Here is a 21,923-nt window from a genome sequence, read left to right on the forward strand (position 1 = left end):
CGCCGTCGTCAGCGGTGAGAGGGAGAAGCGCAGTGAAGGTACAGATCGACTCCGGTCGCTGCCAGGGGCACGGCCGCTGCTATGACCTCGCCCCCGGCCTGTTCGGGGACGACGACGAGGGCTTCGGGACGGTCCTCGGCGACGGCACCGTGCCGCCGGACGGGGCGGAGGACGCGCGGCGCGCGGCCGTCAACTGTCCCGAACGCGCGATCGACCTGGTCGAAGGGGACTGACATGACGGTAGACGACCGGTTCACCGAGGACTACCGGGACGCGCGGGGGGACCGGCCTCTCGGCATCCGGAACGAGATCGTCACCGGCCCGGTCGCGGACTGGGCGACCGACTTCTCCCACATGGAACCGGAGTGGGCCGCGGACCCGTACCCGATCCAGGACGACCTGCGGCAGCGCTGCCCGATCGCCCGTACGGAGCGGTTCGGCGGCGGATGGCTGCCGACGCGCTACGAGGAGGTCGCGGCGATCGCCTACGACACCGAGCGCTTCTCCTCCCGGTCGGTCGTCATGAGCAACTTCCGGCCGCCTCGTGAGATCGCCCCGATGGGCGCCGTGCCGCCGATCTCCTCCGACCCGCCGTTCCACCAGCACGCGCGCAAGCTGCTGCTCCCGGCGTTCACCAAGACCGCCGTCTCCAGGCTCGAGCCGGCGACCCGCGCGTTCTGCCACTCGCTCGTCGACGCGTTCGAAGGCCGGGACGTCGTCGACGCCGCCCGCGACTACGCCCAGCACATCCCCGTGCGCGTCATCGCGGACCTGCTGGGCTTCCCCGAGGAGGAGGGGCCGCGCTTCCGGGAGTTCGTCGAGAACACGCTCGAAGGCGTCAACCTGCCGCCGGAGGAGCGGATCGCGCGGATGGACCGGCTGTTCGACTACCTGCTCCTCCAGATCCGCGACCACGTCGAGTCCCCCCGCGACGACCTGACGACTCATCTCCTGAACGCCGAACTTGGCGGGCGGAAACTGGAGCCGTCGCACGTGGCGGGCACGATGGCGCTGCTGCTGATCGCCGGGATCGACACGACCTGGAGCGCGATCGGCGCCTCGTTGTGGCACCTGGCCAAGACGCCCGCGGACCGGGAGCGTCTCGTCGCCGAACGCGCGCTGCTGCCGACGGCGATGGAGGAGTTCCTGCGGGCGTACGCTCCGGTCACGATGGCGCGGCTGGTGAAAGAGGACATGCACTGGCACGGCGTGGACATGAGGGCCGAGGACTGGGTGCTGCTGTCGTTCCCCGCGGCCAACCGTGACCCCGCGCAGTTCGACCGGCCGGACGAGGTCGTCATCGACCGGGAGGTCAACCGGCACGCCGCGTTCGGCCTGGGCGTCCACCGTTGCGTGGGTTCGCACCTGGCGCGCATGGAGCTGCGGGTCGCCCTCGAGGTCTGGCTGGAGCGGATCCCGGCGTTCACCCTGGAGGACCCGGACGCGGTCACGTGGGCGGCGGGCCAGGTCCGCGGCCCCCGTACGCTCCCGGTCCGCATCGGCTGACGGCCGCCTCCGGAGCGGCCGGGCAGGGGGCCGCGCGCCGGGGTGCCGCGTCCGGCGAGCGCCGTCGTCGCGGACGGCCTCGTCCGGCCGCGATGAGCCCTTGTTCGAACAAAGCCGACCAGGTACAAACAAGGCGGCGCCCCGATTTCGAACGCGTTCGCTCAGCAGCCCCCGTCACGCTGGAGCCCCGCCATGCGTCGAATCCTCCGTGCCCTCATCGTGCTGGCCGTCGGCACGGTCGGCCTGAACCCGCCCCCTGCCACCGCCGCGACGCCGGTCGTCGCCACCCAGACCCCGCCGATGGGCTGGAACAGCTGGAACAAGTTCGGCTGCAACATCAACGAGTCCCTGATCAAGGGGATCGCCGACTCCATGGTCGCGGTCGGCCTGGACCGGCTCGGCTACAAGTACGTCAACATCGACGACTGCTGGATGGCCGGCACCCGGGACTCCGCCGGTCGTCTCCAAGCGGATCCGACCCGCTTCCCGTCGGGGATCAAGGCGGTGGCCGACTACGTCCACGGCAAGGGCCTGAAGCTCGGCATCTACGAGTCCGCCGGTACCGCCACCTGCCAGGGACTGCCCGGCAGCCTCGACCACGAGACCACGGACGCCGCCAGTTTCGCCGCCTGGGGCGTCGACTACCTCAAGTACGACAACTGCAACAACCAGGGCCGACCAGCCGCGCAGCGCTACAAGACGATGGGCGACGCGCTCAAGGCCACCGGCCGGCCCATCGTGTACAGCCTCTGCGACTGGGGTCAGGACCAGCCGTGGATCTTCGGCCCGGCCACCGGCGGCAGCCTCTGGCGGACGACCGGCGACATCAGCGACTCCTGGGCGAGCATGACCTCGATCCTCGACCAGCAGGCCGGACTCGAGCCGTTCTCCCACCCGGGCGCGTGGAACGACCCGGACATGCTGGAGGTCGGCAACGGCGGCATGACCGACACCGAGTACCGTGCCCACTTCTCGCTCTGGGCGCTGCTCAACGCGCCGCTGATCCTCGGCAACGACCTGCGCTCGATGAGCGCCGCCACCAAGGCCGTCATCACGAATCCCGACGTGATCGCGGTCGACCAGGACTGGGGCGGTTCCCAGGGCCGCCGGATGCGCGACCTCGGCGGCGGCCTGCAGGTGTGGGCCAAGCCGATGTCGGACGGCTCGGTCGCGGCCGTACTCCTCAACCGGTCCGGCTCGACCGCGACCATCACCACGAGCGCGGCGGAACTCGGGCTGGGCGGGTCGAGTTCGTACGCTCTGAAGGACCTGTGGAGCGGTGCCACCTCGACCAGCACGGGGAGCGTCGCGGCGAGCGTGCCGAGCCACGGCGTGGTGATGTACCGCGTCACCCGGACAGGGACTCCGCAGGCCGCCCGCCCCGCCGGCACCTACCAGGTGAGCGACCTCACCTGGCTGACGTCCAGTAACGGCTGGGGCCCGGTCGAGCGGGACGCCTCGAACGGCGAGCAGGCCGCCGGCGACGGGCACACGCTGACGATCGGCTCCACCACGTACGCGAAGGGCCTCGGCGCGCACGCCGACTCGGCCGTCCACCTGTGGCTGGGCGGATCCTGCAGCCGGTTCAGCGCCGACGTCGGCATCGACTCGGAGGTGGGCTCGGGCCACGGCAGCGTCCGGTTCGCGGTGTACGGCGACGGCCGGCTGCTGGGCTACAGCGACGTGAAGTCGTACGGCGCCGCGACCCGGCTCGTCGTGCCGACCGGCGGTGCCCGGACGCTCGAGCTGCGGGTCACCGACGCCCGAGACGGCGTCGACTACGACCACGCGGACTGGGGCGGCGCCCAGATCACCTGCGGTACGCCGGGCACCGCGAAGGACCTCTCGTGGACCACGGCGACCAACGGCTGGGGCCCGGCCGAACACGACCAGTCCAACGGCGAGCAGGCGGCCGGGGACGGCGGCGTCCTGACCGTCGGTGGCGCGTCGTACCCGAAGGGCGTCGGCGCCCACGCGGCCGGGGACATCACCGTGAACGCGTCCGGTTGCACCCGTTTCACCGCGGCGGTCGGCGTGGACGCGGAGACCGGCGGGCGGGGCAGCGTCACGTTCTCCGTAGTCGGCGACGGGGTGACCCTGGCCTCGACCGGCACGCTCACCCCGGGGGCCGCCACGACGATCGACGTGGACGTCACCGGCCGCTCCACCCTGCACCTGGTCACCGGCGACGGAGGCGACGGCAACACCTACGACCACGCCGACTGGGCGGGCGCCACGCTCACCTGCTGATCGACGGTCGATCCGGCTCCTCGCCCCGCACGGCGGCAGGGCGAGGAGCCCGGACCGCTCACGCCGCCCGCCAGGGCCGGTCCGGTGGACGGACATTCATCGGACAGCCCTACGCAGGCCACTCGGGGGCGCGCTTGTCCAGGAACGCGCGCATGCCCTCCCGAGCCTCGGGCGTCTGGCTCGCGGCGGCCATCACTTCGATCGCGTACGTGTACGCGTCCGCCTCCGGCCGGTCGAGCTGGGCGTACATCGCCTGCTTGCCGAGCGCCTTGCTGCGCGGGCTGCCCTGCGTGGCGCGCTCGAGCAGCTCACGGGTGGCCTTCTCCAGCTCCTCCCCGGGCACGGCGCGGTTGATCAGACCCCATTCGAGGGCGGTCGCGGCGTCGATGGCGTCTCCGGTGAGGGCCATCTCCATGGCCCGCTTGCGCCCGATGTTGCGTGCGATGGGGACCATCGGCGTGTGGCAGAACCAGCCGCCCTTCCCGCCGGGGGCGGCGAACCGCGCGGTCCGCTCGGCGACCGCGAGGTCGCAGGCGGCCACGAGCTGGCAGCCGGCCGCCGTCGCCATGCCGTGCACCTGGGCGATCACGACCTGGGGCACCGCGTGGAGCGTGTCCATCAGCTCCCGGCACGCGAGCAGGATCTCCCGGGTGGTGGCGAGGTCGGCGCCGGCCAGATCGGCGAAGTCGTGCCCGGCGGAGAACACCGGACCGTTGCCGGCCAGCACGATCCCGCGCGCGTCGGTCTCCCCGACCTGGCGGAACGCCGCCGTCAGCGCCCGCATGTGCGACAGGGACAGCGCGTTGCGCCGCTCCGGGCGGTTCATGGTGATGATCCCGAAGGGACCGTCCGTCTCGATGAGGACCTCGTCGACGCTCATGGTTCGACGCTACGTCCCCGAGCCCCCGTACGGCCACGCCGGCACCGGCCCGCGTCCGGCCGGCGGTCGCTGCGGAACACGGTCTGCGTCCCTGCTCCCGGTCAGCGGGCGAGGGTGGCGGTGAGGACGCGGGGGGCGTCGGCGAGGACCATGCCGGCGGCGCCGCGGACCTCCGCGTGGTCGCCGAGGCGCCCGCCGGTGACCCGGACGGACTCGGCGGCGGGGGCCAGCGCGTAACGGCGGATGGCGCGGGTCATCGGCCGGAACAGGCGGTCACCCGCGGCCGCCAGGTCGCCGCCGACCACGATGAGCTCCGGATCGAGCATGGTGACGAGGTTCGCGAGGACCCGGCCGATCTCCTCGGCGGCGTCCTCCAGCGCGCGGACGGCGCCCCGGTCACCGCTCTTGATGAGCGGGAGCAGGTCGGAGACGGCCACCGGATATCCCCAGCTCGTCTCCAGGAGACGGGCGATGGCGATCGGGCTGGCCACGGTCTCCAGGCAACCGCGATTGCCGCACCGGCAGACCCGCCCGTCCGGCGTCGCCCGGATGTGGCCGATCTCGCCGGCGAGGCCGCCGGAGCCGCGCAGGTGCCGGCCGCCGGAGATGATCCCGGCGCCGATCCCGGCCGACAGCCGGATGTAGATCATGTCGTCGACGTTGCGGGCCGCGCCGTACATGCGCTCGGCGAGGGCTCCCGCGTTGGCGTCGTTGGCCAGCCGTGTCGGCAGGCCGGTGCGCCGCTCGAGCTCGGCGCCGGGCTGGACGCCGACCCAACCGGGCATGATCCCGTGCGCCTCCAGGACCCCATCGGGGTCGCGTACCGGGGCGGCGATGTCGACGCCGAGGCCGAGCACGCGCCGTGCGTCGACGTTCCGTTCCCGCAGCGCGCGGTGGACGAGGTCGGCGGCCAGGTCGAGCGTCTTGTCAGGCGCCCGGTCCACGTCCGTGGCGACGGCGTCGTCCCAGATGGGCGCCCCGCTCAGGTCGCACAGCGCCACCCGGACGTGCTGGTGGCCGATGTCGGCTCCGACGGCGTAGGCCGCCGAGGCGCGGACGGTGATGATCTGTGCCGGCCGGCCGGTGGGCCGTGTCTGGTCGTCCGGCTCGCTCTCCTCCACCAGACCGGCCGCCAGCAGGTCCGCGACGAGTGAGGAGACGGTGGCCCGGGACAGGCCGGTGACCTGGACCAGTTCGGAGCGGCTCGTGCCGTCGGTGTCGAAGAGCGCCCGCAGGACCCGGAGCCGGCCCACCTCGCGCAGGTTCAGTGGGGTATCGATCGCTGACTCCTCGCACTTCATTCGGTTTCAGGCTAATGAAGCTGTCCGCAGGCGGACACTGGGTTGACTTGCGCTTAATGTCATCGTAACTATGGCCTGCGTCAGGTAACAACCCCGCAATGTACGCCTAAACCTGGCAATGCTGCGCTGTCGTGCACCGTACGCGGGAGTCGATCCGGTCCGGTCGGGGGCTCGACCCACGAAGGGAGGACGGTGGCGCCGTCGGCGACGGCGCATGGTTCTACCTCCGCCAGCTTCATGATCAGGAGTCACCCTGATGGCACAACCCACGTCCTCGTGGCGGCGCATCCTCGTGGCCGCCGCGTCTTCATTCGCCTGCGCGATCGGTCTGGCCGGTATCTCGGCGACGCCGGCGCTGGCGGACACGACGCCGATCTACCTGGACACGCACTACTCGTTCGCGGAGCGAGCCGCGGACCTGGTCTCGCGGATGACGCTGGACGAGAAGGCCGCCCAGTTGCACACCAACGACGCGCCGGCGATCCCGCGGCTGGGCGTCCAGCGGTACACCTACTGGAATGAGGGCCAGCACGGCGTCAACACGCTCGGGGCGAACACGAACCACGGTTCCGCCTCCGGTGGCGTGCACGCCACCAGCTTCCCGACCAACTTCGCCTCGTCGATGTCGTGGGACCCCCAGCTGATCTACGAGGAGACCACGGCGATCTCCGATGAGGCGCGCGGTTTCCTGGACAAGTCGCTGTGGGGCGCAGGGCAGAACAACCTCGGCCCGGACAAGAACGACTACGGCTCGCTGACGTACTGGGCGCCGACCGTCAACCTGGACCGGGACCCGCGGTGGGGCCGGACCGATGAGGCCTTCGGGGAGGACCCGTACTTCGCCGGGCGGATGGCCGGCGCGTTCGTCAACGGCTACCAGGGCCAGACGCAGACCGGGAAGTCCACCACGCCGTACCTGAAGGTCGCCGCCACCGCCAAGCACTACGCGCTCAACGACACCGAGAAGGACCGCACGGGCATCAGCTCGGACACCGATGACCGGACGCTGCGGGAGTACTACACCGCCCAGTTCCGGGACCTGATCGAGAAGGACCACGTGTCCGGGCTGATGACGTCCTACAACGCCATCAACGGCACGCCGGCCGTCGCCGACACCTACACCGCCAACCAACTCGCCCAGCGGACGTACGGGTTCGACGGCTACATCACCTCCGACTGCGGCGCGGTCGGCACGACGTGGCGTCTCCCGCCGGGCGGGCACGACTGGGCGCCGCCCGGCTGGACCACCGACCATCAGGGCAACCCCACCTGGACCAACACCGCGACCGGAGCGAAGCTGTCCGGCCAGGCGGGCGGGCAGGCGTACGCGCTGCGCGCCGGCACCGACGTCAACTGCACCGGTGACGAGGCCACCGCGCAGAACATCCGGGACGCGATCGACGCCGGTGTGCTGAGCGAGGGCGTCGTGGACACCGCGCTGGTGCATCTGTTCACCGTCCGGATGGAGACCGGGGAGTTCGACCCGCCGAACCGGGTGAAGTACACCAAGATCACCAAGGATGTCATCCAGAGCCCCGAGCACCAGGCCCTGGCCACGAAGGTCGCCGACAACTCGCTCGTGCTGCTCAAGAACGACGCCGCGCCGGGGACGAAGAGCCCCCTTCTGCCGCTCAACGCCTCGAAGCTGAACAAGGTCGTGATCCTGGGCGACCAGGCGAACACGGTGAACCTGGGCAACTACTCGGGTGAGCCGACGCTGCAGGTCAGCGCGGTCAAGGGCATCACCGCCGCGGTCAAGGCCGCCAACCCGGACGCCTCGATCGTCTTCGACGACGCCAAGACCTCGACCACGGCCACCACGCCCGCGGTGCTCAGCGACCAGACCAAGGCCGACATCACGTCCGCGGACCTGGTCATCGTGTTCGTCGGCACCGACCACGGCGTCGCCGACGAGGGCAAGGACCGGACCACCCTCGCGATCCCGGGCAACTACCACTCGCTGATCGACCAGGCCACGGCGCTGGGCAACGACAAGATGGCCCTGGTGATGCAGACGGGCGGCCCGGTCAAGATCGACGACGTCCAGGCGAAGTTCCCCGCGATCGTCTTCAGCGGGTTCAACGGCGAGAGCCAGGGCACCGCGCTCGCCGACGTGCTGACGGGCCGGCAGAACCCGGCCGGGCACCTGAACTTCACCTGGTACAAGGACGACTCCCAGCTGCCGGCGATGTCGAACTACAACATCACCACGGCGGGCACCGGTGGCCTCGGCCGGACCTACCGGTACTTCACCGGCACCCCGACCTACCCCTTCGGCTACGGCAGGAGCTACACGAGCTTCGCCTACTCCCACATACGGGCGAACGGCGCCTCCGCGACCGCGAACGGTAAGGTCACCGTCCGGTTCGACGTCACCAACACCGGCCACGTCGCCGGCGCCACGGTCGCCCAGTTGTACGCCGCGACCCCCTTCAGCGTCCCCGGCCTCGAGATGCCGAAGAAACGTCTCGTGGGCTTCAAGAAGACCGCGGTGCTGCGGCCCGGCGCCACCGAGCGCGTCTCCATCACCGTCGACGTCGCCGACCTGGCCGTCTGGGATGCCAAGGCGATGCGCTCGTTCGTGCCGAACGGCACCTACCGGTTCCAGGTCGGGGCCGACGCGGCCGACATCGCCGCCGCGCCGGCGGTGAAGATCACCGGGCAGATCACCCCGAAGGTCCAGTACGTCACCGTGCAGCCCGAGTCGGTGCAGTACAAGGTCGGCGACACCATCGACCTGACCGGCAAGAACCAGTGGATCAAGGACGACACCGACCACAGCAAGGAGCAGCGCAACATCGAGGTGACGGCCGACAACATCGTCGAGGCCGTCAACAACGACCAGTCCTTCGCCGACCTCACCCACGCGAAGGTCCACTACGGCAGCAGCGACCCGCACGTGGCCACGGTCGACGCCGGCGGGCACGTCAAGGTGGTCGGCTCCGGCGTCACGACCCTCACCGCGAAGGTGGGCGGGGTCACCGGTTCGGCGGTCATCACCGCCAAGTACCCGTACTCCGTCACCGCGCCCTCGACCGTCGAACCCGGCGACGGCCTCACCGCCACGACGACGTTCACCAACTCCGGCCCGAACGCGCTGAGCGACGTGACGATGTCGCTCACCACACCGGACGGCTGGACCGCGGAGGCCACCTCCCCGGCCACCTTCGCCCAGGTCACCGCCGGTCAGACGGTGAAGACCACCTGGACGGTCAAGGTCCCGGCCGACGCGCCGCGCAACGGCTACGACCTGCAGGCCAAGGTCACCTACACCGACAAGGGCGGCGAGCGGAGCGGGGACGCGGCCACCAACGTCGGGATCCCCTACGCCTCCCTGGCCGCCGCCTACAACAACACCGCCATCAGCGATGACGCCCGGCCGTCGGAGGGCAATCTCGACGGTGGCGGCCTCAGCCTGTCGGCCCAGGCACTCGCCGCGGCAGGCATTACACCGGGTGGCAAGGTCGCCCACGGCGGGTTCACCTTCACCTGGCCGGACGTCCCGGCGGGCAAGCCGGACAACGTCCTCGGAAGCGGGCAGGCGTTCGACTTCTCGGGGTCGGGGTCTCAGCTCGCGTTCCTGGGGCTGGCGAACAACGGCACTGCCTCGGGCAGTGGGCTGATCACCTATACCGACGGCACGATCCAGCCGTATTCGATCAGCTTCCCCGACTGGTGGGCGAGCGGCGGGGACACCGTCGCCACCTTCCCCTACATCAACAACCAGTCGGGGAAGCAGAACCAGACCGTCCACCTCTACATGTCCACCGTCAAGTTGCAGGCGGGCAAGCAGGTGCAGTTCATCACCCTGCCCAACGTCGGCACGGGCGGCAGCGGCGCCAACGCGATGCACGTCTTCGCCGTCGCGACCGACGGATAGCGGCCAAGGGCCGGGCGGTCGGCACCACCGCCGACCGCCCGGCCCCGTCGGGGTCACCTTCGTGAGAACCACCTCGCGTGCTCCCCGGCGAGTGACGCGGGCGATAGACCAGGAGGCTCGTGGTGCGACCACGAAGCGGCAGATGGAACGGGCTCGGGATCGCGGCGATGGGACTGGTGGTGTGCGTACTGGGCACCCCGTCCGCGGTCGCCGTCACGCCCGTACGACCGGGACCGGCCACGCCGGTGTCCGATCCGACCGACTACGTCAACCCGTTCATCGGCACCAAGAAGGGCGTCGACTGGGAGAACACGTTCCCCGGCGCGACGGCGCCGTTCGGGATGGTGCAGTTCAGTCCCGACACGCCGTCCGGGCCGACCGGCTACTCCTACACCGATGACGCCATCAAGGGCTTCAGCCTCACCCACTTCTCGGGTGGCTGCTCGTCGTTCGGCGACCTCCCGATCCTGCCGGTGACCGGCACGATCGGAACGAACCCGGCCGGGCGCACCGAGCACTTCTCGCACGACGAGGAGCACGCCGCGCCCGGTTCGTACTCCGTGCGGCTCACCGACTCCAACGTCCAGGTCGAGCTGGGCGCCACCGAACGGACGGGGATCGCGTCGTTCCGCTACCCGGCCGGCAGCCGGGCCCAGGTGCTCGTCAAGTCGGGCACCAGCCTCGGCGGCGACCTGGCCGCCGATGTCACGGTGGTCGGCGACCGTGAACTGACCGGCACCGCGACGGCCCACGGGCTGTGCAACAACTCCAAGTACACGGTCTACTTCGACGTCACCTTCGACCGGCCGTTCACCGCGCACGGCGCCTGGCAGGGCGGCACGGTCACGCCCGGCTCGTCGAGCGCGACCGGCTCCGGCTCCGGCGCCTACCTGACCTTCGACACGTCCGCCGACAGTACGGTGACCGCCAGGATCGGCCTGTCGTACGTCAGCACCGCCGGCGCGGCGAAGAACGCGGCGGCCGAGATCCCCGGCTGGAACGCCGCACGCGTCCAGAACGACACGCGCGCGGCGTGGCGCACCCTGCTGCGCAAGGTCGCCGTCGGCGGCGCGTCCGCCGACGAACTCACCCTCTTCTACACCTCGCTGTACCGGTGCTTCCAGGCGCCGAGCGTCTTCAACGACGTGGACGGCCGGTACATCGGCTTCGACGACGCCGTCCACCGGGTGCCCGCCGGGCACACGCAGTACGAGATGTTCTCCGACTGGGACATCTACCGGTCGCTGGCGCCGCTGCAGGCCATGCTGTACCCCGACCGCGCCGGAGACATGGCGAACTCACTGCTGCGCGACGCCGAGCAGCAGGGCGGTTGGTGGCCGAAGTGGCCGGCGCAGAACATGACCGGCAACGTGATGAACGGCGACAACGGCGTGCCGTTGTTCGCCCAGTACGTCGCGTTCGGCGCCAGGGGAGTGGACGTCGCCGGCGCGCTGCCCATCATGAAGAAGGGCGCCACCCGGTCGGAGAAGATCGGCTGGGGCTGGGTGGAACGGCCGGGCGTGGAGGACTACGTCCGGCTCGGATACGCGCCCAACAACGCGGACTCCCAGGGCGACCATGGGTTGCAGGGCGGGTCGGAGACCCTCGAGTGGGCGATCGACGACTTCGCCATCTCCCGGCTCGCCGCGGCGATCGGCGACCGCGCCACCGCCACCGAGTACGCCGAGCGCGGCCAGAACTGGCAGCACATCTTCGACCCGAGCACGGGCTACCTGCGGCCGCGCGACGCCTACGGCGCCTTCCCCGCCGGTCCCGGCTTCCAGAGACCGCCGGCCGGGGTCTTCGGCCAGGACGGCTACGACGAAGGCAACGCTGCGCAGTACAACTGGCTGGTCCCGCAGGACCTCGCGGGTCTCGTCACCGCGATGGGCGGCAGGGACAAGGTGATCCCGCGGCTGGACGACTTCTTCAGCGAGCTGAACGTCGGTGGCAACGACCCGTACGACTGGGCGGGCAACGAGATCGACACCGCCGCGCCGTGGGTGTACGACTACGTCGGGCAGCCGTGGAAGACCCAGAAGGTCACCCGGCGCATCGAGACCGAGCTGTTCACGACCGCGCCGGACGGGCTCCCCGGCAACGACGACCTCGGCGCGCTGTCCTCCGAATACGTGTGGGCGGCGCTCGGCATGATGCCGGCCACCCCCGGCACCCCGACCCTGGCGCTGAACAGCCCGCTGGTGAAACGCGCCGTGATCAGCCTCGGCACCGGCCGGAAGATCACCATCGACGCGCCGCGGGCCGCCGACGACGCGCCGTACATCACGGGCATGCGGCTGAACGGCCGGCCGCATGAGTCCACCGCCCTGCCCGCGTCGTTCGCCACGCGCGGCGGCGCGCTGGACATCGACCTGTCCACCCGTCCCGACACCCACTGGGCCACCGGCGACAAGGCCGCACCCCCGTCCTACCGGGCCCATGAGGTGCCGGCGGTCGGCTACATCACCCCGACCGGCACCCAGGTGATCCGCGGCGGCACGAGCCTGCCGGCCACGGTCGGCGTCGCCACGCTCGCCGGGCACGCCGGCAAGGTCCGCTGGACGGCCACGTCCGATGTCGCGGGGGTGAGCGTGACCCCCTTGTCCGGCACGTTGGACCTCACCCATGCCGACACCGCCCACGTGCCGGTGACGATCGCCGTCGCACAGGGCACGGCGTCGGGCTACCACCCGGTCAAGGTGACGTTCCACGCCGCCGACGGGACGGCGCTGCCGGGCGGCGCGGTCGTGGTGACCGTACCGGCGGCCGACGGCGCCGCCACCGCCTGCGACACGCTCGGCAGCACCGATACCGAATGCGGGCTGCGGCTGCGCGACAACGGCGACGGCCACACCACGCCCGTCACCGTCGGCGGCCGCTCCGGGCGCTCGACCACGGACGGTTCGCCCTACGAGTACTTCGACGTCGACAACACCATCGTCCCAGGCGGCCACTACACGGCGACGGTGACGATCGACTACTACGACCACGGCACCGGCGGTTGGAGCCTGCAGTACGACTCCACCGAGGGTGCCTACAAGCAGAGCCCGTCGGTCGCCAAGACCGGCACCGACACGTGGAAGACCGCGACATTCACCGTCGACGACGCGGCCTTCGGCAACCGCGAGAACGCCGGATCCGACTTCCGCCTGGCCAACGGCGGAGACACCGGCACCATCGGGCGGGTCCACGTCACGGTGTCCGGCGACAACGTGCTCGCCCTCCACCTCTGCCCCGACGACAAGTGAGATGAACGGAGTCGCCATGGGAATGTCACGCCGCGCGTTCATTCGTGGCTTCGCCGCCGGCGGGTCGGCCGCCGTCGGCCTGGCCGCGCTCGGCATCGATGTGAGACCCGCCGCTGCGAGCTCGGCCGCCGCCAGCCCGGCCGGCGACGTGGTCGGCAAGATCACCGTCGGCTACCAGGGGTGGTTCGCCTGCACGGGCGACGGCGCCCCGATCAACGGCTGGTGGCACTGGAGTCAGAACTGGAGCCAGGCGCCCTCGCCGTCCAACAACAACATCAAGGCCTGGCCGGACATGCGCGAGTACGCCAAGGCGTACCCGACCGCGTACGCCGACCTGAACGGCGGCGGGGCCGCGACGCTGTTCTCCTCCTACGACCAGCAGACCGTCGACACCCACTTCGCGTGGATGAAGCAGTACGGCTGCGACACCGCCGCCCTGCAGCGCTTCAACCCCAACGGCGGCGAGGGCGCCACGCGCGACGCGATGGCGCAGAAGGTGCGCAGCGCCGCCGAGTCGCACGGCGTGAAGTTCTACATCATGTACGACGTCACCGGCTGGACGAACATGCAGTCGGAGATCAAGACCGACTGGACGAACAAGATGTCCGCGTACACGGCCTCGTCCGCGTACGCGCGCCAGAACGGCAAACCGGTCGTGTGCATCTGGGGCTTCGGTTTCAACGACTCCAACCATCCCTGGAGCGCGTCGGCCTGCCTCGACGTCGTCAACTGGTTCAAGGGCCAAGGCTGTTACGTCATCGGCGGGGTGCCGCGCGAATGGCACGTCGGCGGCGGCGGTGGCCGCTCGGGGTACGACGGCGTCTACCTGGCGATGAACATGATCAGCCCCTGGATGGTCGGCGCGATCGGCAGCGCCGCCGACTCCGACAACGCCTACACCACCTACACCGTGCCCGACCAGGCCTACTGCAACGCCAACGGCATCGACTACCAGCCGTGCGTGCTGCCCGGCGACGTGTCGGTGCCGAACCAGCGCGCGCACGGCGACTTCATGTGGCGCCAGTTCTACAACATGGTCCGGGCGGGCGCGCAGGGCATCTACATCTCGATGTTCGACGAGTACGGCGAAGGCAACCAGATCGCCAAGACCGCCGAGAACGCCGCCATGGTCCCGTCCGGTTCCGGCCTGCGGGCGCTGGACGAGGACGGCACGGCCTGCTCGTCGGACTACTACCTGCGGCTCACCGGGGACGGCGGCCGGATGCTGAAGGGCCAGATCGGCCTGACGGCCACCCGGCCCACCCAGCCTGTGGTCACCGGCGGCACCCAGGTGATCAGCCTGCGCTCCCGCGCGAACAACGACTACGTCACCGCCGAGAACGCGGGCGCCTCCGCGCTGATCGCGAACCGTACGGCGATCGGCACCTGGGAGCAGTTCGACCTGGTCGACGCGGGCGGCGGCGCGATCGCGCTGCGCGCCCACGCCGACGACCAGTACGTCTGCGCCGACAACGCGGGCGCCTCACCGCTGATCGCGAACCGCACGGCGATCGGCCAGTGGGAGTCGTTCCGCCTGATCCACAACGCGAACGGCACCGTCAGTCTGCTCGCGCTGGCCAACAACATGTACGTCACCGCGGAGAACGCGGGCGCTTCACCGCTGATCGCGAACCGTACGGCGATCGGCCAGTGGGAGCAGTTCGACCTCGTCGTGTCCTGACGTGACCGCTCATAGCCGCCCATGGCCAGAGGAGATTCCATCGTCATGCACATCTACGCCGACAAGGCCCGGTCGGCGGGATGGGCCGCCGCCGCCGTACTCGTCGCCGGAACGTTCACCGCACCGGCGGTAGCGGCTCCGGTACGGGCGCCCGCCGCTCAGCCCGCGGCCGACTCCTGGACCGGAACCTGGTCCGCCTCGCCGCAGAGCACCGGCGCTTCGTTCAACCAGCAGACGCTGCGCCAGATCGTGCACACCAGCATCGGAGGCACCGCGGCCCGGGTGCAACTGTCCAACGCTTTCGGCAGCAAGCCACTGGTGATCTCGGACGTGCACATCGCCCAGTCCACATCGGGCTCCGGCATCTCGACGAATACCGACAAGCAGGTCACCTTCGGCGGTCAGAGCTCGGTCACGATCCCGGCCGGCGGCACCGCGATCAGTGACTCCATCCCCGTCGCCGTCCCCGCCCTGTCCAACGTCGCCGTCAGCGTCTATCTGCCACAGGCGACCGGACCGGCCACCGGCCACTCCCAGGGCACCCAGACCAACTACATCGCCGGCGGTGATGTCAGCGGCTCCGCGACGCTGAGCGGCGCGCAGACCACCGGAAGCTACGCCTTTCTCGCCAACCTGGATGTGCAGAATCCGGCGGCCCAGGGTGCGGTGGTGACGCTCGGCGCGTCGATCACCGACGGCGTCGCCTCCGGGGCGAACGACAACCGGCGCTGGCCCAACGACCTGGCGCAGCGGCTGAACGCCAGTGGGCGGACGATCGGCGTGCTCAACCAGGGCATCAGCGGCAACCAACTGCTCAAGGACGGAGCCGGTCAGAGCGCGCTCAACCGGTTCGACCGCGACGTGCTCGCCCAGCCCGGCGTGCGCTGGGTGATCTTCGCCGACGACCCGATCAACGATCTGGGATCCAGCCAGGCGAACGCCGACGATCTCATCAACGGCATCAAGCAGCTGATCTCCCGCGCCCACCAGAAGGGCATCTCCTTCCTCTGCGCCACGCTCACGCCCTACCAAGGCGCGTCGTACTGGACACAGACCGGCGAGAACGGCCGGGAGGCGATCAACTCCTTCATCCGCGGCGCGGGCAGCGGCTGCGACGCCGTCGTCGATCAGGACACGGCCACCCACGACCCCGCCAATCCCACCCGCTACCTGCCCGCCTACGACAGCGGCGACCATCTGCACCCGAATGAGACCGGCCTGCAGGCCATCGCCGACTCCGTCGACCTCGGCATCTTCGGTCAGGCACCGTCATCCGGGCCGGTGATCAGCCTGCGCGCGCACGCGAACAACGAGTACGTCACGGCCGAGAACGCCGGTGCCCAGCCGTTGATCGCCAACCGCACCGCGATCGGCTCCTGGGAGCAGTTCGACGAGGTCGACCGGGGCAACGGAGACATCGCCCTCCGCGCTCATGCGAACGGCGAGTACGTCACCGCCGAGAACGCGGGCGCCCAGCCGTTGATCGCCAACCGCACCGCCATCGGTCCCTGGGAGACATTCCAGCTGATCCACAACAGTGACGGCAGCATCAGCCTGCGCGCCCAGGCCGACAACGAGTACGTCACCGCCGAGAACGCCGGTGCCCAACCGCTGATCGCCAACCGCACCGCCATCGGCCCCTGGGAGGAATTCGACCTGATCACGAACTGACACGCGATATCGGTTGATGTCAGACAAAATCTCCAGGGATGGCGAGGGTGAAGGCGGGACGCTCAGGGGCGATTACGTCGACTTCATGCCTTAAATCAAGTTATAAGCGCCGATCTTGCCGTGGTTCCGTCGACCGTGCTTGCTAACCTCGGGAGGTAAACGCCGACATCGAGGAGTCAGTGATCGATACCCCGCTCAACCTTCGAGAGGTGGGGCGGCTCCGGGTGCTCGAGGCGCTGCACCACGTGGGTCATACGAGCCGTTCGCAACTCACCAGGCTCACCGGGCTGTCCAGGGCGACCGTCTCCTCGATCGTCAGCGACCTGCTGGCCGCGGGCCTGATCAGGGAGGAGCCCGACACGTCGGGTTCGCGGGACCGGCCGACCGGCCGGCCGGCGCAGCCACTGACGCTCCTCTCCTCCGCCGCCTACGCGGTCGCCGCCGACATCGGCCACCAGCACGTCCGGGTCGCCGTATGCGACCTTCACGGACACCCGATCTGGGACACCGCCGTGGCCAACGACACCGATCGAGCGCCTCACGAGACCCTCGACCGAACCGCCGACCTGATCCATCAGGCCCTCCGGGAGAAGGACATCCCCACCGGCGACGTCCTGGGGTTGGGCGTCGACATCGCCGCTCCGGTTCGCACCGCCGACGGAGCCTTGGAAGCGCGCGGCATCATGCCCGGTTGGGTGGGGCTTCGGCCGGGTCGTGAGCTGGAGCAGCGGACCGGTCTGACCACCTGGGTCGCCAACAACGCCGATGCCGGCGCTCTCGCCGAGCGCATGTACGGCGCCGGGCGCGGCACGGCCGACATGATCTACATCAGGCTCTCCACCGGCGTCGGCGCGGGAATCGTCAGCGGCGGTCGGCCGCTGACCGGCGCGGGGGGCCTGGCCGGCGAATTCGGCCACATCGCGGTCGACCCGCGCGGCCGTATCTGCCGATGCGGAAATCGCGGATGCCTGGAGACGGTGGCGGGCCCGGCCGCCGTCGCCAGGCTCCTGGAGGACAGCCGGGGCCACCGCGTCACCGTGCCGGATCTGCTGCGGCTGATCGAGGAGGGCGATCGGGGGGCCGTCCGCGCCCTGGAAGACGCGGCCGAGCACGTCGGCCGTGTCCTGGCCGACCTCGTCACCCTGCTGAATCCCGAGTTCATCGTCGTCGGCGGTGAGTTCGCGGCCGTCGGGCCGAGGCTGTTCGGGCCGATGGAGCGGGCGATCCGGCGTCACGCCCTGGCGCCCGCGGCGGAGGACGTCACCGTCGTACCGGGTGAACTCGGCGACCAGGCCGAGGTGCGAGGTGCCGCCGGCATGGTCCTCGCCCACGCCCCCCGGATACTCGCCGAACGCTTCGTCTCCGCCGAACGCCGGGGGGATCATCACGACCCGATCGGCGCTGCCTGAGCGGGTCCCGGGTCGGCTCGGTCACGGGGGCTCCAGGCCGCCGTCGGGACGGCGGACCTGGGCCGCCCAGCGCTCGTGGAGGAACTTGGTCGGCGGATACCTGACGGCCGCCTTCTCATCGAGGTCGACACCCCAGCCCGGAGCGTTCGACGGATACAGGTGGCCGTCGCGGACGACCGGTGTTCCGGGGAAGACCTCGTGGGTCGCGTCGTTGTAGGTGTGCGATTCCTGGTACCCGAAGGCCGGGGTCGAGATGTCGACCGCCAGATTGGCCGCGACGCCGACGGGGGAGATGTCGCCCGGGGAGTGGAACGCCGTACGCACGCCGAACAGCTCGGCCAGCGCGACGAGCTTGCGCGTCGGAGTCAGCCCGCCGACGGCGGAGGTGTGCAGGCGCAGCAGGTCGACGCCACCGTGGCGGATCAACCGCGCCGCGTCGGTCACCGCGCCGATCTGCTCGCCGACCGCGATCGGCACCGGAGAGGCGGCGCGTACCTCCGGGAGCCGGTCGTAGTGCTCCGGGGCGACGACGTCCTCGAGGAACGACAGCCGGTAGGGCTCCAACGCGCGGGCGAGCACGACGGCCTGTTTGGGCGTCAGCCGGCTGTGCACGTCGTGCATGAGGTTCACGCCGTCGCCGAGGCGGTCGCGTGCCGCCGCGAACAGGCCGGGTGTCGCGCGCAGATAGCGTTCGGCGTCCCAGCCGTCCGGATGCGGTGACCGCGGATAGCCTCCGGGTGTCCCCGGTGCCCCGTAGGTGCCGAGGCCGGGGCCGCCGACCTGGAGCCGGACATTGCGGTAGCCCTGGTCGATGAGCGCCTCGGCCTGCTCGAGCGTCTCCTCGATCGTCGCCCCGGCCGCGTGGGAGTAGACCTCGACGGCGGCTCGGCTGCGACCGCCGAGAAGTTCGTAGACGGGCATGCCGGCTCGTTTGCCGGCGATGTCCCACAGGGCCTGGTCGATTCCGGACAGAGCGTTGTTCAGCACCGGACCGCCCCGCCAGTAGGACGAGTAGTGGATCAGCCGCGTGATGTCCTCGATGTCCGCGGGGTGCCGGCCGATGACCAGTGGTGCGAGGTGTTCGTCGATCGCCTCGGCCACGGCGGCGTACCGCTGCGTGAACGTCGCGCAGCCCAGTCCGTACAGGCCCGGCTCGGACGTGTCGATACGCGCGACGATCAGCGGAGTGCCCTCCGGCGCGGTCACGATGGCGCGTACGGCGGTGACGCGCAGGCCGTCGCGGGCCGGCCACGGTGGCAGGGCCTGCGGCAGCCCGCCGGACGGGCCGAGCAGGCGGTCGGCGTCGTTCTTCGGTGCGGTCGTCATTTGACCTGCCGTTCCGTACGGCGGCCGGCGGACCGCTCGGTGCCGATGACGCGAAGGTGGCCCATGGCGGACTGGCGGGTCTGCACGGTCACCGGCAGCACGACCAGCTCGGGTCTTGCCGCGCCGCCGGGCTCGGTGATCCGCTCGTGCAACAGGCGCATGGCGCGCCGGCCCATCTCCCGTGACGGCAGCGATATCGCCGCGGCCGTCAGCGGCAGCACGTTGAAGGGGCCCGCGGTGTCCATCCCGGCGAGGTCGACGTCGCCAGGGATCTCCCGGCCGAGCGCGATGAGGTCCTCCGCGGCGGTCGCCAGCGTGTAGCCGTTGGCGCACAGCAGCACCGTCGGCGGCTGCGGCCCCTCGAGCAGCTCGGCGAGGAGCGCACGGCGCGTCTCATCGGATTGGCCGTAGTAAGGCCGCAGCACCGTCAGATCCTGACGGATCGGGATGTGATGCTCCCGTAGCGCCTGGATATGCCCGGCGAGACGGTCGCGGACGCTGGTGACGTCGGTCTCGTCCCACAACGTCGCGATGGTCCGGTGACCTGCGTCGATCAGGGCGTTCGTCAGGTCGCGACCGGCGGCGAAGTTGTCGGCGACCACGGCGTCGTGGGCCAGGTCGGGGCGGTAACGGTCGACCATCACCAGCGGTACGCCACGCCGGCGTGCCTCGGCATAGGGAGAGAGCACGGCGGTGCCATCGGCGGGGTAGACGATGATCCCGTCGACCCGGTGCTCCAGCGCCTGGAACAGCGCCTTCTCCTCACGGGCCGGGTCGCCTTCGCTGTGGTTGAGGAAGAGCCGATAGCCGAGTTCGGCGCAGACCTCCTCGACGCCCGCGAGTAGTTGGCCGATATGCGGCCCCTGGAACTGCAGGACACACGCGATCGTGCGGTCCGCCGCGTCGGACGCCGGCGCGGACGAGCGCTCGGCCACGAACGTGCCCTGCCCCCTGCGGCGCACGACGTACCCCTCGGCGGCGAGCTCGTTGAGGGCCCGCACGGCCGTCGCGTGGCTGACGTTGAAGCGCTCGCAGATCTCCCGCTGGGTCACGAACGGGCGCCCCGGGGCGTACTCGCCGGCGGCGATCGCGGCCAGCAGGTCTCGCTTGACCTGCTGGTACAGGGGGCCGTCGGCACTGTTGGTTGACGTCAATCGATCTCCTTGCCCGGGCGCACCACGATATCGAACCCGCGCGGCTCTTGGTGAGAATTTAGCATGTTAATCCTGGCGTCGATCGCCTGCAGGATGCACCGTTCTCGATCAACTTTAGGCTATTGACATGTTAAATCTGGCCCACCTATGGTCAACGCACTCGATCCGAGATCGGCCCGGCCAGCGAGGGACTTTCGGGGCGGCCTTCGTACGGCGGTGATGCAAGGAGGACGCGTGGGCACAGGGCTGCGCACAAGCAGAAAACGAGTCGTGCACGCGGTCGCGGCGGCCACGGCGTTGCTGGCGGCCACGACCGGCTGCGCCGGCGGGAGCGGAGGCTCCGGCGGCGGCAAGACGCTGACGATGTGGACGTTCAAGCAGACTCACGTCAAGGCGCTGGAGGCCGCCGCCGCGAGCTTCACGGCAAAGACCGGCATCACGGTCAAAATCACCGCGTACACGCCGGACGACACGTACACCAGCAAGGTGCAGAGCGCGGCGGCCGCCCACAACCTCGCGGACGTGCTCGAATTGCACGCGGCCGGTGAGGACCGGGTCTTCGGCGCCTCCGGAATCCTGACCGACCTCGCGTCGAGCGTGGACGCCGGCTGGAAGGGCCAGTACCTCCAGGGCACGGCCGACGCAGGTCTCGTCACCGACTCGGTCTATCAGGCTTCGCAGAAGCCGAAGTCGCCCTGGAAGGGCATCAAGAAGGGCCAGATGTTCGACGTCCCGTTCACCGCGGGCACGTTCGGGATCGTCTTCGCCAACAAGAGCAAGCTGCAAGCGGCCGGGATCGACCCGACGAAGCCGCCGAAGACCTGGGAGGAGCTGATCTCCTGGATCAAGGCGACCCACGACAAGGACCCGGCCGCCGGCGGAATCGCCATGGGCCTGAAGGTCACCTCCACTGCCTTCGACTGGGCGCTGCAGCCGCTCACCTACGCCTATCTGGGCAAGCCCGCGTACCAGGCGCTGTTCGGCCAGGACCGCTCCCAGGCGTGGGGGAGTCCGAACGGGCAACGCGCGCTCACCGTGTACGACAAGATCACGCCGTACTGGACGGCCGGCAGCCAGACGCTCGGCATCGATGACGCCGACCAGGCCTTCGCCCAGGGCAAGTCGGCCTTCGACATCGGCGGCACCTTCACCATGGCCTCGATCAAGCAGGACGGCATGGATCCCGGCGACATCGTGGCCTTCGGTCTGCCCGCCGCGCAGGGCAGCGCGGTGCAGGATTTCAAGCTCGCCCCCATCGCGCTGACCGGCCTGGGGATCTCCGCGCAGAGCAAGAACCAGAAGGCCGCGCTGCAGTGGGTCCGGTATCTGTCCGACAAGGAGCAGGCCGGGGCGTTCGCGCAGGCCTCGCTCGACCTGCCCGCCACGGACCTGGGAGCCGACGCGAGCAGGCTCGTCGGCAAGGATCTGAGCTCGCTGGAGGCCGTGTTCGGCACCGGCGACAACGCCTATGACGCGAGTAACAGCACCTTCTCGAGCTCGTCCTGGGACATCGAGAAGGCCGGCGACCTGCTGGTCAAGATGTCACCGCTGAAGGAACTCAGCCCGGCCGCGCTCAACACCCGACTGGGCGCGTACGCCGCCAGCACGTGGAAGTGA

Annotated in this window: 13 protein-coding genes; 9 read left to right on the top strand and 4 right to left on the bottom strand. The window is 70.3% G+C overall.

From position 1 onward, the window contains the following. Positions 1 to 32 precede the first annotated feature (32 nt). The 3 genes from AB0K82_RS01140 (at position 33) to AB0K82_RS01150 (ending at position 3,756) form a co-directional block, all read left to right on the top strand. Complete coding sequence (locus AB0K82_RS01140) at positions 33 to 233, top strand: ferredoxin (protein ID WP_364391234.1); 201 nt, start codon at positions 33 to 35, stop codon at positions 231 to 233. A gap of 1 nt (position 234) precedes the next feature. Beyond that, positions 235 to 1,506, top strand: a complete 1,272-nt coding sequence (locus tag AB0K82_RS01145; protein ID WP_364391236.1) for a cytochrome P450 — start codon at positions 235 to 237, stop codon at positions 1,504 to 1,506. A gap of 192 nt (positions 1,507 to 1,698) precedes the next feature. After that, on the top strand, positions 1,699 to 3,756 hold the full coding sequence (locus tag AB0K82_RS01150) for an NPCBM/NEW2 domain-containing protein (RefSeq protein WP_364391238.1): 2,058 nt from the start codon (positions 1,699 to 1,701) through the stop codon (positions 3,754 to 3,756). A gap of 109 nt (positions 3,757 to 3,865) precedes the next feature. On the opposite strand, the gene AB0K82_RS01155 is transcribed toward AB0K82_RS01150, so the two are convergent. Continuing rightward, a complete protein-coding gene (locus tag AB0K82_RS01155) occupies positions 3,866 to 4,636 on the bottom strand; it encodes an enoyl-CoA hydratase-related protein (RefSeq protein WP_364391240.1) in 771 nt (256 codons plus the stop codon). A 101-nt stretch (positions 4,637 to 4,737) separates the two neighbouring features. Then, on the bottom strand, positions 4,738 to 5,937 hold the full coding sequence (locus AB0K82_RS01160; RefSeq protein WP_364391243.1) for an ROK family transcriptional regulator: 1,200 nt from the start codon (positions 5,935 to 5,937) through the stop codon (positions 4,738 to 4,740). Positions 5,938 to 6,193: 256 nt separating this feature from the next. On the opposite strand from AB0K82_RS01160, the gene AB0K82_RS01165 reads away from it, so the two are divergent. From AB0K82_RS01165 to AB0K82_RS01185, 5 genes are all read left to right on the top strand, one after another. Continuing rightward, the gene (locus AB0K82_RS01165) at positions 6,194 to 9,817 is read left to right on the top strand and encodes a glycoside hydrolase family 3 C-terminal domain-containing protein (protein ID WP_364391245.1); all 3,624 of its coding nucleotides are present in this window, start codon (positions 6,194 to 6,196) and stop codon (positions 9,815 to 9,817) included. Positions 9,818 to 9,939: 122 nt separating this feature from the next. Next, the gene (locus AB0K82_RS01170; protein ID WP_364391247.1) at positions 9,940 to 13,065 is read left to right on the top strand and encodes a GH92 family glycosyl hydrolase; all 3,126 of its coding nucleotides are present in this window, start codon (positions 9,940 to 9,942) and stop codon (positions 13,063 to 13,065) included. Between the two features lie 16 nt (positions 13,066 to 13,081). Next, positions 13,082 to 14,746, top strand: coding sequence for a hypothetical protein (locus tag AB0K82_RS01175; protein ID WP_364391249.1), 1,665 nt, complete (start codon positions 13,082 to 13,084; stop codon positions 14,744 to 14,746). Positions 14,747 to 14,791: 45 nt separating this feature from the next. Beyond that, positions 14,792 to 16,417, top strand: a complete 1,626-nt coding sequence (locus AB0K82_RS01180; protein ID WP_364391251.1) for an SGNH/GDSL hydrolase family protein — start codon at positions 14,792 to 14,794, stop codon at positions 16,415 to 16,417. Positions 16,418 to 16,596: 179 nt separating this feature from the next. Then, positions 16,597 to 17,826 carry an ROK family transcriptional regulator gene (locus AB0K82_RS01185; RefSeq protein ID WP_364391253.1) on the top strand — a complete coding sequence of 410 codons (1,230 nt, stop codon included), beginning with the start codon at positions 16,597 to 16,599 and terminating at the stop codon, positions 17,824 to 17,826. A gap of 21 nt (positions 17,827 to 17,847) precedes the next feature. On the opposite strand, the gene AB0K82_RS01190 is transcribed toward AB0K82_RS01185, so the two are convergent. Together AB0K82_RS01190 and AB0K82_RS01195 are read right to left on the bottom strand one after the other, a co-directional pair. Further along, on the bottom strand, positions 17,848 to 19,152 hold the full coding sequence (locus AB0K82_RS01190; protein ID WP_364391255.1) for an enolase C-terminal domain-like protein: 1,305 nt from the start codon (positions 19,150 to 19,152) through the stop codon (positions 17,848 to 17,850). Continuing rightward, on the bottom strand, positions 19,149 to 20,306 hold the full coding sequence (locus AB0K82_RS01195) for a GntR family transcriptional regulator (RefSeq protein WP_364391257.1): 1,158 nt from the start codon (positions 20,304 to 20,306) through the stop codon (positions 19,149 to 19,151). The genes AB0K82_RS01190 and AB0K82_RS01195 overlap by 4 nt, the downstream gene beginning before the upstream one ends. A gap of 234 nt (positions 20,307 to 20,540) precedes the next feature. On the opposite strand from AB0K82_RS01195, the gene AB0K82_RS01200 reads away from it, so the two are divergent. Continuing rightward, positions 20,541 to 21,923 (top strand): extracellular solute-binding protein, encoded by a 1,383-nt coding sequence (locus AB0K82_RS01200; RefSeq protein WP_364391259.1) that lies wholly within the window; start codon positions 20,541 to 20,543, stop codon positions 21,921 to 21,923.

Source organism: Actinoallomurus sp. NPDC052274, assembly GCF_040679475.1.
GTDB classification, from domain to species: Bacteria; Actinomycetota; Actinomycetes; order Streptosporangiales; family Streptosporangiaceae; genus Actinoallomurus; species Actinoallomurus liliacearum.